The sequence below is a fragment of the Segatella sinensis genome (assembly GCF_040095255.1).
GTDB classification, from domain to species: Bacteria; Bacteroidota; Bacteroidia; order Bacteroidales; family Bacteroidaceae; genus Prevotella; species Prevotella sinensis.
The window spans coordinates 12,862-27,359 of record NZ_JBBNGE010000014.1; the positions used below are offsets into that span (position 1 = coordinate 12,862).

A 14,498-nucleotide genomic window follows, 5' to 3' on the forward strand; every position below is an offset into this window, starting at 1 on the left:
TATATGATGTTTAATATTTTATATCCCTAAAATTAATTACTAATCCCTAATAATTAATCTCTAATAATTAATCACTAAGTCCGAATTTCTTTCTGATAAATTCTGCGATAAACTTCTCTGTCTCCTCGATTCCCAGATGGCTGCTGTTGATGCAGAGGTCGTAGCTCTCGCTGTGTCCCCACTTCTTGCCTGTATAGTAATCGTAGTAAGAGGCGCGCTGCTCCTCATGGCTTTCGATGAACTTGCGGGCGGAGGCTCTGTCGATGTCCTTTCGCTTGCACACCGCCTTGATGCGGTCGTCGATGTTGGCGGTGATGAAGATGTTGATTACATTCTTGTAGTCGCGCAGCACATAGTCGGCGGTTCTGCCCACAAACACGCAGTTGCCCTCATCGGCAGCCTTTCTGATGGCGTCGCTCTGGAACTTGTACAAGCCTTCCTGCGAGAAGTCGTTGTGATAGAAGTTGTTGTCGCTCAGGAAAGGCAGATGGGTATGGAAGAGAGACTTGAAGAATCCCTTCTGCTCATCGTTCTGCTCGAAGAATTTCTCTGAAAAACCGCTCTCCTTGGCGGCAAGGTTCAGCAGTTCCCGGTCGTAGCACTTGCAACCGAAATCCTCCGCCAGCTTCTCGGCGATGATATGGCCGCCGCTTCCTATCTGGCGACCCACGTTTATGATAATCTTATTCATTTACTTTGAACTTTGAATTTTGAACTTTGAACTTTATGATAAGCCTTTGAACTTTATGATAAGCCTTTGAACTTTGAATTTTGAACTTTGAACTTTATGATAAGCCTTTGAACTTTGAGATTTGAACTTTGAACTTTATGATTAGTAAAGCTGTTAATCACTAATCATTAACTTTCATGTTTTCTTTATGTTGTCTTTTCAACTTGTTCATATACCATGACATGACGATGGCAGCGATGACTGCGGCTGAGAAGTCGGAGATAGGCATACTGTACCATACGCCATCAATATCCCATATCATCGGCAGGAAAGCCAGGAGCGGCAGAAGGATGAGCAACTGTCTCGACAAGGAGAGGAAGATGCTGATCTTCACCTTTCCGATGCACTGGAAGAAGTTGGTGATGACCATCTGGAATCCGATGATTGGGAAGCAGAACATCACCACTCTGATTGCCTTGATGCCCAAGTCTATCAGCTGCTTATCGGTAGTAAACATTCTCGCGCAGTAGTAAGGCAGGAACATCGCTATCAGCCAGCCCGTCACCATGATGGCGGTGGCGGCGATGATGCTCAGGTTCAGCACGCGCATCAGTCTATCCAGTTTCTGGGCACCATAGTTGTATCCGGCAATAGGCTGCATTCCCTGGTTTACGCCGAACACGAACATCACGAACACCATTGCAATACCATTGGCTATTCCGTAGGCACCCACGGAGAGGTCGCCTCCGAAACGCACCAGCTGGTTGTTGATGAAGATGACGATGATGCAGGCGCACACGTTCATCAGAAAAGGCGAAATGCCGATGGCGAGGATGTTATCTACGAGCTTTCTCTTCAGTTTGTAGATGCCTTTCTTGAAGTGGAGCAGCTCGTTCTTGTTGCTGAAGAGCTTGAACTGCCACATCAGCGCCATCAGCTGCGATAGGATGGTGGCGATGGCGGCACCCTGTATTCCCCATTTGAAGACGAGGATGAAGAGCGCATCCTGTATCACGTTCATCACCACCGTGAAGATGGTGGCGTACATCGCCTGCTTGGGTTTGCTCGCTGCTCGGAGCAGGGCGTTCATGCCGAAATACATGTGGCTCACCACATTGCCCAGCAGGATGATGACCATATACTCATGGGCATAGACGAGCGTCTGGTCGCTGGCTCCGAAGAATCTCAGGATAGGGTCGAGGAAGAGCAGACAGATGATGCTCAGTCCGATACCGATGATGAGATTCAGAGAAATCGTGTTACCCAGAATGTTCTGCGCCGTGGCATAATCCTTTTGTCCCAGCTTCACGCTGATGGCCGTAGATGCTCCTACGCCCACACCGGCTCCGAAAGCGGCGGTGAGGTTCATGAAGGGGAAGGTGATGGCGAGACCTGAGATGGCCATGGCTCCCACACCTTGACCGATGAATACACGGTCAACAATATTGTAGAGTGAGGCGGCGGTCATCGCAATCATCGCTGGCAGGGCGTACTGAACGAGCAGCTTGCCCACCGGCTTCGTACCTAATTCTAATGTCGCTTGTTTATTTTCCATTTATATCTGTTTTTTCCTCATAGACCATCGCACAGCTCCTTTCAGAAAGCAACTGCGGCGGCTACTTGTCTGCAAAAGTACAAAAAATATCTGATACCTTATTATATATATAAGAAAAACTTGCATTTCCTGATAAAAACTTCCCTTTTCTTTTGGCATTCTCATACAAAAACTGTACTTTTGCAGCTTAGTATAAACAATAACAATCTGATTGGGCAACAGCAGTCAGACGAGAATGTAACAATATAACAATCGTACTACCGATAAATGATGAAAAGATATTTGATGCTTTGTGCATTTATTCTGTCCACCTTGACATTGTTGGCTCACGATGACAAGGTAACTGGCATTCTGGAGACCGATATGGTGTCTTTCCCTGGTGGAAAATGCCAGATGTATCGTCTTTACCTCAAGGATAAAGACCTCGACCATACGCCCTTTTCGGTGAACCGCCCTTCGGAGTTCCTCTCCCAGCGCTCCATCGACCGACGTAAGCGCCAGGGCATTCCTGTAGATCTGACCGACCTTCCTGTGGCTCCGGCTTACGAAAAGCAGGTGACTGAGGCTGGCATCGAGATTGTGGGGAAGAGCAAGTGGAACAATACGCTGCTCATCCGCATCCACAAGGACAAGGAGCTTCGCAAGTTGGATGGCCTGGAATTCATCACCAAGAGGAAGAAGGTGTTCCAGGCTCCCGATTCCGTAAGTCAGAGTATGCGCTCGAATGTACGCAATGGACTGAACGAGTGGAGTCAGGGCGATGGATTCTATGGTGCAGCTGATGCTCAGCTGAAGTCGCTGAACGGCAAAAGGCTCCACGAAAGTGGCTATTGCGGCAAGGGAATGATGATAGCCGTATTCGATGGCGGATTCATGAATGTGGATAAGATTCCTGCCCTGCACAAAATCAAGCTGGCGGGTGTGAAGGATTTCGTGGTTCCTGAATCCAAGAATGTCTTCGGAGAGATGGAACATGGCACGATGGTGCTCTCTACGATGGCTGCCCATGCGCCCGATTTCTATGTGGGTGTGGCTCCTGATGCGCAATATCTGCTGATAAGATGCGAGGATGAACGCACCGAGAGCCTTGCCGAGGAGGATTACTGGGCAAGTGCTGCGGAATATGCTGACAGCTGTGGCGTGGATGTCATCAATTCTTCGCTCGGCTATCATGGCTTCGATGATTCTTCGATGGATCATCACTATTATGAGCAGGATGGCAACACCGCCCTCATCTCCCGAACCGCATCGATGTGTGCCGACAAGGGAATCGTATGCGTGAACTCTGCCGGAAACGACGGTATGGGTTCCTGGAAGAAAATCAATTTCCCTGCCGATGCCAAGGATATCCTCACGGTGGGAAGCATCAACGAACATGGCATGAATGCTGCCTTCAGTGCCGTAGGACCTACGGCGGATGGCAGAATCAAGCCTGATGTGATGGCCTTCGGAAGTCCTACCTGCGTGATTACGGGCAGGGGCAGCATCATCAATGATAATGGAACTTCGTTTTCCTCTCCGCTTGTAGCGGGTATGGTGGCTTGCCTCTGGCAGGCGCTGCCTGGCAAGACTGCCAAGCAGATCATCAAGCTCGTAAAACTGGCTGGCGATAACCAGCAGCATCCCGACAATGTCTTCGGATACGGAGTGCCTGATTTCTGGAAAGCTTATCAGACGGGGAAAGCGATTAAGTAAACTTGGAACTTTGAACTTGGAACTTTGAACTTTATGATTAGTTTTGCTGCTATATGATAGGGGAAGTTCCATGGAGGCTAAGTACCAAGTAATAGTATTCATAAAGTTCAAAGCTCAATGTTCAAAGTAAAAAGATTATCTCTATATGAATTAAACTCGATAGTCAGCGAAATCATTTCGATGTCCTTACCCGACAGCTATTGGGTGGAAGCGGAACTCTCCGAGGCTCGCGAGGGTTACGGCGGGCACTGCTATCTGGAACTCATCCAGAAGGATGAACGCTCCAATACGCCGATAGCCAAGGCGCATGCCAACTGCTGGCGAAACCGCTGGATGCTCATCAAGCCGAATTTCGAGCGAGTGACGGGGCAGCGCATTCATGCCGGCATGAAGGTGCTGCTCAAGGTGCACGCCCAGTTCCATGAGAACTATGGTTTCTCTTGGATTGTAGATGACATCGACCCCAACTATACGATGGGCGATATGGCTCGCAAGCGGTTGGAAATCGTCAATACGCTGAAGGCTGAGGGCGTCTTCGAGCTGCAGAAGGAGCTGGTGCTCCCGATGTTCTGCCAGCGCATCGCCGTGATTTCGAGTGCCACGGCAGCCGGATATGGCGATTTCTGCAATCAGCTTGCCGATAATGATTACGGCTTGCAGTTCACCACCCGCCTCTTTCCTGCCACGATGCAGGGCGAGGGAGTGGAGCAGAGCATCATCGCTGCCCTGGACAGCATCAATGCCGAATATGAGGAGTTTGACTGCGTTGTCATCATCCGTGGCGGTGGTGCTACCAGCGACCTTTCCGGTTTCGACACCCTGGCGCTTGCCGAGAATGTGGCTAACTTCCCGCTGCCTATCATCACGGGTATAGGACACGAGAGGGACGAGAGTGTACTGGATATGATTTCCTTCCAGCGGGTGAAGACACCGACTGCCGCTGCCGCCTTCCTCATCAATCATCTCGCCGAGGTCTATGCCCGGGTGATGAATGCGCAGGAGGCTATCGTGCAGAACGTGAAGCACCGGTTGCAGGTGGAGAAGATGAGGATCGAGAGATTGAGCAGTACCATTCCCGTGCAGTTCTCGCTGGTGAAGACGAAGCAGGGGGCGTATCTCGACCGTCTGATGACTCGTATTACGACGAATCTGCAGTCGAAGGTTGCAAATGTCCAGCGCCGTTTAGAGATTCTCTCGCAGAATATCCAGCCGGTACTGGAGCGGAAGATGCTCAATGAGAATCATCGACTGCAGCTTCTCCAGCAGCGCATCCAGGCGCAGGATCCGGATCTGCTGCTGAAGCGTGGCTACAGCATCACGCTGAAAGATGGCAAGAGCATCCGTTCTGCCTCTCAGCTGAAGGCTGGCGACATCATCGAAACGAGATTCGCCGAGGGTCATGTGAAGTCGGAAGTAAAATAATTCCCCACACGCCCTGAGGCAATAGGTTTTCCCCGCACGCCCTGAGGCAATAGGTTTTCCCCGCACGCCCTGAAAGGGCAGAAGCTCCTAGCCCAGGGCAACGCCCTGGGTATACTAGCGTTCAACAAGACGCCCTGTAAGGGCAAAAGCTTTGTATATTGCCTGTTAATTGAAAGCTCTTGCCCTTTCAGGGCGACAGGCCTGGACCATAAAAACCCAGGGCGCTGCCCTGGGTATACTAGCGTTCAACAAGACGCCCTGTAAGGGCAAAAGCTTTGTATATTGCCTAGTAATCGAAAGCTTTTGCCCTTTCAGGGCGACAGGCCTGGACCATACAAACCCAGGGCGCTGCCCTGGGTATACTAGGATTCAACAAGACGCCCTGTAAGGGCAAAAGCTTTGTATATTGCCTAGTAATCGAAAGCTTTTGCCCTTTCAGGGCGACAGGCCTGGACTATACAAACCCAGGGCGCTGCCCTGGGCTAGGAGCTTCTGCCCTTTCAGGGCGTATGGATAAAAGTATACTAGCATTCAACAAGACGCCCTGTAAGGGCAAAAGCTTTGTATATTGCCTAGTAATCGAAAGCTTTTGCCCTTTCAGGGCGACAGGCCTGGACCATACAAACCCAGGGCGCTGCCCTGGGCTAGGAGCTTCTACCCTTTCAGGGCGTGTGGATAAAAGCTGGCAATATTTGATTCAAAAGTACACATTAAACACTACACATTAAACACTATATAAATATGGCAAAAGAAGAAATGAAATACGAGCAAGCTGTAAGAGAGCTTGAGCAGATTGTAGAAAGAATGGAGAATGATGAACTGGATATTGATCAGCTCTCCGAGCAGTTGAAACGTGCCAAAACCTTGGTGAAGCTCTGCAAGGACAAACTCACCAAGACCGATGAGGAAATCAAGAAGCTCCTTAGCGAAGATTGATTTCCCCTCTCACCAGTTTCGGCGGATTTGCAATCCGCCGCCAGTTACCTATTTCGGATTTGCAATCCGCTTCAAGTAACGGCGCAAGAACGAAAAAGTACCCATAAAATGGTAAAATAATGCCAGTTTCGGCGGATTTCAAATCCGCAAAGAAATAGGTCGAACCTTTTTTGTCTGCGGATTTCAAATCCGCAGGAACGCCTACGGAGGATTGAAGCCCCCGCTTGTTTCGGTGGATTTGCAATCCGCCGCCAGTTACCTATTTCGGATTTGCAATCCGCTTCAAGGACCGGCGCAAGAACGAAAAAGTACCCATAAAATGGTAAAATAATGCCTCAAAACGGCAGAAATACGTAAAATAATAACGTTTCTACTAAATTTATCGCAAAATAGTTGCAGATTAATAGAATATTTTGTACTTTTGCATTCAAAATATTAGTAGAACATTAAAAAATAAGATGTTATGAAAGACTTAGATTGGTCTAATTTGTCATTTGGCTATCGCCAGACTGACTACAATGTTCGCTGTTACTATCGCGACGGCAAATGGGGCGAAATAGAAGTTTGCTCTGATGAGTATTTGAAATTGCACATGGCTGCAACCTGTCTGCACTATGGTCAGGAAGCATTCGAGGGTCTGAAGGCTTACCGTTGTCCAGACGGCAAGGTACGCGTGTTCCGTATGGACGAGAACGCTGCCCGCCTGCAGAGCACATGCCGTGGTATCCTGATGCCAGAGGTGCCAACAGAGTTGTTCGAGGAGATGGTGAAGAAGGTGGTCCGCCTCAACCAGGAGTGGATTCCTACCTACGAGAGTGGTGCTACGCTCTATATCCGTCCTTTGCTCATCGGTACAAGTCCTCAGGTGGGTGTGCATCCTTCTAAGGAGTATTGCTTCCTCATCTTCGTAACCCCAGTGGGTCCATACTTCAAGGGTGGATTCTCTACCAACCCATACGTCATCATCCGTGATTTCGACCGCTCTGCTCCTCTCGGAACAGGTATCTATAAGGTAGGTGGTAACTACGCTGCTTCCCTCAGAGCCAACAATATCGCTCACGAGAAGGGTTATGCCTGCGAGTTCTATCTCGACGCCAAGGAGAAGAAATACATGGATGAGTGTGGTGCTGCCAACTTCTTCGGTATCAAGAACAATACATACGTTACTCCTAAGAGTACATCCATCCTCCCATCTATCACCAACAAGAGCTTGATGCAGCTGGCTGAGGATCTCGGTATGAAGGTAGAGCGCCGTCAGATTCCTGAGGATGAGTTGGATACATTCGAGGAGGCTGGTGCTTGCGGTACTGCTGCCGTTATCAGCCCTATCAGCTACATTGATGACCTGGATACAGGCAAGCGCTACAACTTCGGTGAGAAGCCAGGTCCTGTCTCTAAGCATCTGTATGATACTCTCCGTGGCATTCAGTATGGTACTGTAGAGGACAAGCACGGTTGGACAACCGTAGTTATTGAGTAAAAACCAATAAGAGATAATATTAAGTTCAGAGCACTTTGAGGAGTTTTCGCTTCTTGGAGTGCTTTTTTTATGCTTTTTCCCTTGGAGTTTCATAAAAATATCGTATCTTTGCCCACAGAAAATATAACTTCTTAAAAGAAAGGAAAGATTATGCAGACAACTATCAACATATCATTGGATGTACCTCAGTCTTATCAGTTGGATACATTGAAGCAGGAGCTGACAGAGTATGCTAAGAAATTAGTGGCTAAAGCTAAGCCTAAGGCAAAGGTTGCAAGAAGGCAATATGCTCATGATGCTTTATGCGGTATAATGAAGACTGATAAGTCGGATAAGGAATTAATAGAGGAGTATCTGAAAGAAAAATTTCAAATTTGACAGCGATGAAAGTCTTTTTAGATACTAATATTTTTATCGAATATACCACGTGCCGTAAGCAATTCAGATGGGTACGTGATGTTTTCAAGAAGCTGTCAATGATGAGCGCTTTACCGACATAGAGGATAGCTTCCAGTATCATTGTGCCTTGCAGAATGATTGTGATGTCTTATTGACTATCAATATCAAAGATTACAAGAACGTATTGGGGCAGAGACCCGAAGTCTTGACTCCTGAGGAATTTGTAGAGAAGTATCTCAAATAATATCATAAACAAGAAGCCTCTCGGCATTGCTTTGCCGGGAGGCTTCTTCGGCTCTTACGGCTGGTGGAGGTTAACAGGTTAACAGTTAACAGTCGATTTTTCGATAGTCCCCCTCGCGTACCTTATTATATAATAATATATATATATACTTCTTTTTATAGATATGGGGTGGGGACCATGCATTTTTCGGCTGTTAACTGTTAACCTGTTAACCCTGCCTATTTTTCAAACCATCTTTATGCTTTTCGATAGAGAACTCATAGAGATGGGGGATAAGAAACTATCACTTAGCTTCTTTAACACTTTCCGGGCTTCATAGATGGCAAGGATCGGTCATCTATTATGCCTCCAGCTTGCCATCTATTAAGCCTCTTTCGTGTCGCTTTCGTGTCGCTTTCGTGTCGCTTTCGTGTCGCTTTCGTGTCACTTTCGTGTCGCTTTCGTGTCGCTTGTTTGATCCTTGTATTTCCCTTTATCTCGTAACCGGGAATACGTAGTATTCTCTATCTACATCGAAATCAAGCACCCACTGGTCAACGATGATATTGTCATCCAGCGCCTTGATTTCTACAGTATGATAGCCGTCAAGCAGGGTTACGTAGAAGCTCTTGAGCGCCTGTCCGCGCCAATGATTCATCTTCCATTCCTTGGAGTTGTAATCCTCCTTCATCTGGCAGATTACCGGCTCTGCACCGTCGATGCTCACGCTTACCCGCATATTCTTCTCGTATGGCAGATAGCTCGGGATGGTGGCGAGGGTGAATTTCGCATCTCCTATGCTGCTGTTTACGAATCTGTATCTCAGGATGGCTCCCTTTGGCAGCTTCACGGCGTTGTTGCTATGACCCAGCAGCGGTTTCAGCTGGATCTTCTCCGCAGTTCCATCTTTGGCTGCAGGTGCCTGGAAGGCATTCGTCCAGTCGTATGCATTCTTGGCGGTGATGTTCTTGGTGAATGTCACCAGCGGCTGGAGATCTTGATTTCTGTCGAAGGCATCCTGCATCAGAAGCTTGATATCCTTGGCAGGTAGGGTGCCCGGCAACTGCGGAGCCTGCATTTCTGCCCCATCTGTAGCGATGATGCTGCTCCATTTGCCCTTGCCCAGCTTCAGATAGTAGGCGTTGAGCTGCTTCAGGGTGTTGAAGGCATTGAGGCTCACGGCAGCCGAAGCCTTGGCTTCATCATCATTCTGGAACAGTCCCGGACGGGCGATGTCTCTGGCTTCCTGTGCCTCCAGCTCCTTTTCGGCGATGAGGGCAGCAGAGAAGATAGGATATTTCACGATTTCGAAGAAACCGTCTCGCTGATCGGCAGGAAGGGTTCTTTCCAGATTGGCAGTCTTGGTCTTCAGCAGGTCGTAGGCGTAGAGATAGCGCTCCAACTCATTGCCGAACTCGCCCGAATGAAACTCTGTATCGCCGTATGGCATTCCCATGAAGGCTGGCTGTCGGATACTGGTCAGGCGATAGTATTCCTCCATCAGAGGCTTGATTTTCTTGGCTGCCACGTTGCCGAAGAGACTGCTGAGCCAGTTCTGCAGGTAGCTGCTGATGCCTCCCTGCAGCGCCTTGCTGTTCCAGGCGAGATCTGAAATCATGGCAAGCTGGAGCGACACCATCTTCGGATTGGTTACGTTGGCAATCCATGCGCAGTCTTCATCATGATGCATCTCCGAGCGATGGGATTTCTCCCGGTGCTCCGACTTGGTTTCCAGATAATCTCTGTTGTTGAGCATCTCGAGTACCAGGGCAGGGGAGACATTCTCCAGCTGCATCTGGTTGCCGGCACAGATCATCTTCACGTTCTCCAGGGTCTTTTTATGCTTTTTCTTGTGTTTCTTGCCAGTGATTTCCGTCACCTTGTAGTTTTCGGCAATGCAGATGTCGAAACTATCTGTCACCGCCTTGTTGTAGGCAGCCTCGTGCTTGCCGTCCACCTGCCAGAGGGTGTTGGCTCTCAGTCGCAGCATCAGTCGCGCCAGCTGACTGTAGTTCTTCTGATTCATCCACTTGCTTCCGTTGAGGGCAAGACCTCTGAATTCGATTCTCGGGATTTCTATCTTCTCCGTTCCCACCTGGGTAGAGAGATTCTGACGTGTCTGCGGCTTCAGGTCGTTCCATCCTGCCATAGGCGAAACGCCAGCCATGCGCGAGAGTTCCATGATGGCGTAGGCAGTGCCTCGTGCATCGCTTCCTATCACGATGATCTTGCCCTTTCGGGTTCCGATGTAGAAAGCATCCTTGGCTGTGATGAACTTGTGGAGAGGAGCGCCGAGCTTTTCTACGGCAGAAAACTCCTTGTTGGTGAGCTGGTTGAGCTGGTAAATCTGGATGTTGGCACTGGCTTTCTCCTTCGCCTCGTTGCCGGTTACAGCCTTCATGTCGTTGGAAAACATCCTGAGGGCAATCTTCACCACAGGCGCAGTGGTGGCGTTGATAGAGTAGCTTACCTTGCCCGAAGCATCCGCCCAGTTGATGCTGGTAGCTGCAGTCACATTCTCTTTCTTCTTACTCTTGCTGAAGGCTTCAGCGCCTGCCTGCTGCACGGAAAGACAAGCCAGAGAAAGGGCGAAACCTACTATGATTTTCTTATAATTCATTTTTATTCAGTTTTGTTGTTTTGAAGGTGGAGGGGGGAATCCGAAGTTCCTGATGTCGCAATTCGAATCCTTGATGGTGCGAATCAGAAGTTTCTGATGTCGCTTCATCGTCGTCTCCAATCTGCAAAGATACATAAAAGTGTTTAATAACTGAAATTATTTAGTTTTTATTTGCTTATTACATTAATTATTGTTACTTTTGCACCAAACAAAACAATAATTATGACATTATATCCAAAATTAATTGAAGAGGCTCTTGCTACCGTCATCTATCCCGGTACCAAGAAGAACCTTATAGAGAGTGAGATGCTGGCAGATACGCCTAGCATCAATGGTATGAAGGTGAAGGTGGTTCTGCTCTTCCCTAGAGATACCGATCCCTTCCTGAAGAGTACGGTGAAGGCGGCTGAGGCTGCCATCCATTATCATATCTCCAAGGAGGTAGAGGTGGAGATCGTTACTGAGTTCAAGTCGGCTCCTCGTCCTGAAGTAGGAAAAATGCTTCCTCTGGTGAAGAACGTCATCGCTGTAAGCTCGGGTAAGGGTGGAGTAGGTAAGAGTACGGTTTCTGCCAATCTCGCCATTGCACTTGCCAAGTTGGGTTACAAGGTGGGTTTGCTCGATACAGATATTTTCGGTCCTTCCATGCCTAAGATGTTCGGCGTAGAGGAAGAGCGTCCTTATTCAGTTCACAAAGATGGCAGAGATCTCATCGAACCTGTAGAGAAATATGGCGTGAAGCTCCTGAGTATCGGTTTCTTCGTAAGTCCTACCACGGCTACCTTGTGGCGTGGCGGTATGGCTTGCTCTGCCCTGAAACAGCTGATTGCCGATGCTGACTGGGGTGAGTTGGATTACTTCATCCTCGATACTCCTCCTGGCACCAGTGACATTCATCTTACCCTGCTCCAGACTCTCGCCATCACGGGTGCGGTGATCGTAAGTACTCCTCAGCAGGTGGCGCTTGCCGATGCAAGAAAGGGTATTGACATGTATCAGAATGATAAGGTGAATGTGCCTATCCTCGGTCTTATCGAAAATATGGCATACTTTACTCCTGCCGAGTTGCCGGAGAACAAGTATTATATCTTCGGTAAGGAGGGTTGCAAGAATCTCGCCAAGGAGATGAACGTGCCATTGCTTGCCCAGATTCCTATCGTTCAGAGCATCTGCGAGGGTGGTGATGATGGTGCGCCTGCTGCTACCAAGGTTGATTCCATCACCGGTCAGGCTTTCCTGAGCCTAGCCCAGAGCATCGTGACGGTGGTGAACCGCAGAAATGCGGAGAAGGCTCCAACCAAGATTGTCAGAACACACTAATTGTCCCCATACGTCCTGAAGATTAAAGGGATAGTCCCCGTACGCCCTGAAAGGGCAGAAGCTCCTAGCCCAGGGCAACGCCCTGGGTAAACACGTAATAAACAAAGACGCCCTGTAAGGGCAAAAGCTTTAAATATGAGAAGCTTTTGCCCTTACAGGGCGTTTTTGTATTTGCCAATAATCCCCAGGGCGTTCCCTGGGCTAGGAGCTTCTGCCCTTACAGGGCGTATGGGGCTAGCTTTTTTCTATCGGGGGGGGTAACAGATTAACAGTTAACAGCTGTTTTTTGTATGGTCAACCCTGGCGTCCTGCCGGATTTGCAATCCGGCATTAAAAAATGTCCTAACCTATTTAGGCTCTGCGGATTTGCAATCCGCAGCAAAGGAGTATGCTTTACCTTATGTTGGGGGATTGTAAATCCCCGGTTTTAATAGGTCGAACTTTTTTTTACGTCGGATTTCAAATCCGCCGGGACGCCTGGCGGGGTTGCGCTTTTGACACCCCCTTTTTTCTCAGGAGTTAACAGGTTAACAGTTAACAGCTGTTTTTTGTATGGTCAACCCTGGCGTTCTGCCGGATTTGCAATCCGGCATTAAAAAATGTCCTAACCTATTAGGCTCTGCGGATTTGCAATCCGCAGCAAAGGAGTATGCTTTACCTTATGTTGGGGGATTGTAAATCCCCGGTTTAATAGGTCGAACCTTTTTTTTTACGGCGGATTTCAAATCCGCCGGGACGCCTGGCGGGGTTGCGCTCTTGACACACCCTCTTTTTTCTCAGGAGTTAACAGGTTAACAGTTAACAGCTGTTTTTTGCATGGTCACCCCCGAAATTATCCATTGTACATTATTCATTGTACATTATCCATTATCCATTCTCCACGATTTCTTCCGCCTCATCCTCTTCTTCTGCAACTTCGGCTGTAAGATTCGCCTTGAGTCTTGCTGAGCGCAACTGCTGCCTGAAAACCAGGCAGGTAGCGAGGAAATATACGCCCGTCTGTATCCAGAGCGCTCTGAACTCCGGCAGAATATCGGCAAGAGATGCTCCCATACTGCTGATTCTCAGGAATCCTCTGATACCGAAGGTAGATGGGAAAACCCAGGCAAATCCCTGCCAGAAGGCTGGAATATTGCTCTGTGGCCACGAAATACCCGTCATGAAAAGCAATGGCACAGAGGTGAAAACCACCAGAAGCATTACATTCTCACGGTATCTTACCAGGCATGATAGCATCAATCCGAAGAATACGCACGACAGAATATAAGGTAGGAGGAAACCCAGAATGGTGGTCCAGGTTACCATACTTACGAAGCCGAAAAGTTTCGGAACAACCAGCGTCAGGTACATTCCCATCACTGCGTAAACCATGAAATAAACCATCGACTTGCCGAATACGATTCGGAAAATGCCGCCATAATGCTTGCTTACCGGTATCAGTTCGCGGTTTCTGTTCAGCTCTCTCGATGTTCCTGCTGCCATTCCGATGCCCAGCAGCATGGTTTGCTGCAGAATGAGTACCAGCACACCCGGAAGAATCGCATTACCATATCCCCCGGTGGTATTGAATATCGGAACTTCATCGAATTCCAGCGGATGGGCGGTTATTTCATCATCCCGATCCGTGAATCCTCCTCCCTTGGAAATCTGAATTCCCGAGTTGATCTGGCTTGCCACACCCTGCGCAGTCTGGAAAATCGCCTTATAGGTCAGCATCAGACTCATATCGCAATATACGCCCACATGCGCCTGTTCACCACGATTCAGCTTGGTGTCGAAATCGGCTGGAATATAGACGATTCCATGCACAGCCTGCCTTTGCACCAGCTGTTTTGCTTCATCGAGACTGTTGCAATAGTAGGTGGCCTTGACATCCGGAGAAGCATCGTAATCGCGGATAAACTCGCGGGCAGTGTGGCTGTGGCTCAGGTCAACAATCGCCGTATCCACCTCTCTCACCACCTCGTTGTTGTAAATCCACGAGTAGAGCAGCGGATAGCCCAGCGGTACCAGGATGCAGAAGATGAGCACACCCTCATCGTGGAAAACATTGCGCATTTCCGTCTTCCAGATGTAGCACATATCCCAGATTCCATTGATGATCTTATATAATAAACTACTTTTCTTCATTTAATATCTAACATTTAATCTTGAACACTCAACATTCAACACTCAACA

General features: G+C 48.5%; 10 protein-coding genes. 6 read left to right on the forward strand and 4 right to left on the reverse strand.

What is annotated here, in order from left to right; translation table 11 throughout:
• Nucleotides 1-67: 67 nt before the first annotated feature.
• Both AAAT87_RS05765 and AAAT87_RS05770 read right to left on the reverse strand, forming a co-directional pair.
• The gene (locus AAAT87_RS05765; protein ID WP_022121486.1) at nucleotides 68-691 is read right to left on the reverse strand and encodes a cytidylate kinase-like family protein; all 624 of its coding nucleotides are present in this window, start codon (nucleotides 689-691) and stop codon (nucleotides 68-70) included.
• A 160-nt stretch (nucleotides 692-851) separates the two neighbouring features.
• Nucleotides 852-2,225, reverse strand: a complete 1,374-nt coding sequence (locus tag AAAT87_RS05770; RefSeq protein ID WP_349225891.1) for an MATE family efflux transporter — start codon at nucleotides 2,223-2,225, stop codon at nucleotides 852-854.
• Between the two features lie 270 nt (nucleotides 2,226-2,495).
• Here AAAT87_RS05770 and AAAT87_RS05775 point away from each other — a divergent pair, with 270 nt between their 5' ends.
• The 5 genes from AAAT87_RS05775 to AAAT87_RS05795 all read left to right on the forward strand — a co-directional run bounded on the left by AAAT87_RS05775 (nucleotide 2,496) and on the right by AAAT87_RS05795 (nucleotide 8,136).
• The gene (locus tag AAAT87_RS05775; RefSeq protein ID WP_427865569.1) at nucleotides 2,496-3,920 is read left to right on the forward strand and encodes a S8 family peptidase; all 1,425 of its coding nucleotides are present in this window, start codon (nucleotides 2,496-2,498) and stop codon (nucleotides 3,918-3,920) included.
• Nucleotides 3,921-4,037: 117 nt separating this feature from the next.
• The gene (gene xseA, locus AAAT87_RS05780; RefSeq protein ID WP_349225892.1) at nucleotides 4,038-5,342 is read left to right on the forward strand and encodes an exodeoxyribonuclease VII large subunit; all 1,305 of its coding nucleotides are present in this window, start codon (nucleotides 4,038-4,040) and stop codon (nucleotides 5,340-5,342) included.
• Nucleotides 5,343-6,083: 741 nt separating this feature from the next.
• Nucleotides 6,084-6,278: an exodeoxyribonuclease VII small subunit gene (gene xseB / locus AAAT87_RS05785; RefSeq protein ID WP_089544660.1), complete on the forward strand. Its 195-nt coding sequence runs from the start codon at nucleotides 6,084-6,086 to the stop codon at nucleotides 6,276-6,278.
• Between the two features lie 463 nt (nucleotides 6,279-6,741).
• Nucleotides 6,742-7,758, forward strand: a complete 1,017-nt coding sequence (locus AAAT87_RS05790) for a branched-chain amino acid aminotransferase (RefSeq protein ID WP_089544661.1) — start codon at nucleotides 6,742-6,744, stop codon at nucleotides 7,756-7,758.
• A gap of 150 nt (nucleotides 7,759-7,908) precedes the next feature.
• Nucleotides 7,909-8,136, forward strand: coding sequence for a hypothetical protein (locus tag AAAT87_RS05795; RefSeq protein ID WP_117661268.1), 228 nt, complete (start codon nucleotides 7,909-7,911; stop codon nucleotides 8,134-8,136).
• Between the two features lie 737 nt (nucleotides 8,137-8,873).
• Here the strand turns inward: AAAT87_RS05795 and AAAT87_RS05800 are convergent.
• The gene (locus AAAT87_RS05800; protein ID WP_349225893.1) at nucleotides 8,874-11,000 is read right to left on the reverse strand and encodes a glycosyl hydrolase 115 family protein; all 2,127 of its coding nucleotides are present in this window, start codon (nucleotides 10,998-11,000) and stop codon (nucleotides 8,874-8,876) included.
• A 498-nt stretch (nucleotides 11,001-11,498) separates the two neighbouring features.
• On the opposite strand from AAAT87_RS05800, the gene AAAT87_RS05805 reads away from it, so the two are divergent.
• Complete coding sequence (locus AAAT87_RS05805) at nucleotides 11,499-12,320, forward strand: Mrp/NBP35 family ATP-binding protein (protein ID WP_428848565.1); 822 nt, start codon at nucleotides 11,499-11,501, stop codon at nucleotides 12,318-12,320.
• An 867-nt stretch (nucleotides 12,321-13,187) separates the two neighbouring features.
• Here the strand turns inward: AAAT87_RS05805 and AAAT87_RS05810 are convergent.
• Nucleotides 13,188-14,450 carry an ABC transporter permease gene (locus AAAT87_RS05810; RefSeq protein ID WP_349225895.1) on the reverse strand — a complete coding sequence of 421 codons (1,263 nt, stop codon included), beginning with the start codon at nucleotides 14,448-14,450 and terminating at the stop codon, nucleotides 13,188-13,190.
• Nucleotides 14,451-14,498 lie beyond the last annotated feature (48 nt).

Bases quoted from the DNA above. Each gene is read 5' to 3' on its own strand.
- AAAT87_RS05795 (WP_117661268.1), top strand. From the start codon at position 7,909: ATGCAGACAACTATCAACATATCATTGGATGTACCTCAGTCTTATCAG.
- AAAT87_RS05790 (WP_089544661.1), top strand. From the start codon at position 6,742: ATGAAAGACTTAGATTGGTCTAATTTGTCATTTGGCTATCGCCAGACT.
- AAAT87_RS05770 (WP_349225891.1), bottom strand. From the start codon at position 2,225: ATGGAAAATAAACAAGCGACATTAGAATTAGGTACGAAGCCGGTGGGC.
- AAAT87_RS05805 (WP_428848565.1), top strand. From the start codon at position 11,499: ATGCTTCCTCTGGTGAAGAACGTCATCGCTGTAAGCTCGGGTAAGGGT.
- xseA (WP_349225892.1), top strand. From the start codon at position 4,038: ATGTTCAAAGTAAAAAGATTATCTCTATATGAATTAAACTCGATAGTC.
- AAAT87_RS05800 (WP_349225893.1), bottom strand. From the start codon at position 11,000: ATGAATTATAAGAAAATCATAGTAGGTTTCGCCCTTTCTCTGGCTTGT.
- AAAT87_RS05775 (WP_427865569.1), top strand. From the start codon at position 2,496: ATGAAAAGATATTTGATGCTTTGTGCATTTATTCTGTCCACCTTGACA.
- AAAT87_RS05810 (WP_349225895.1), bottom strand. From the start codon at position 14,450: ATGAAGAAAAGTAGTTTATTATATAAGATCATCAATGGAATCTGGGAT.
- AAAT87_RS05765 (WP_022121486.1), bottom strand. From the start codon at position 691: ATGAATAAGATTATCATAAACGTGGGTCGCCAGATAGGAAGCGGCGGC.
- xseB (WP_089544660.1), top strand. From the start codon at position 6,084: ATGGCAAAAGAAGAAATGAAATACGAGCAAGCTGTAAGAGAGCTTGAG.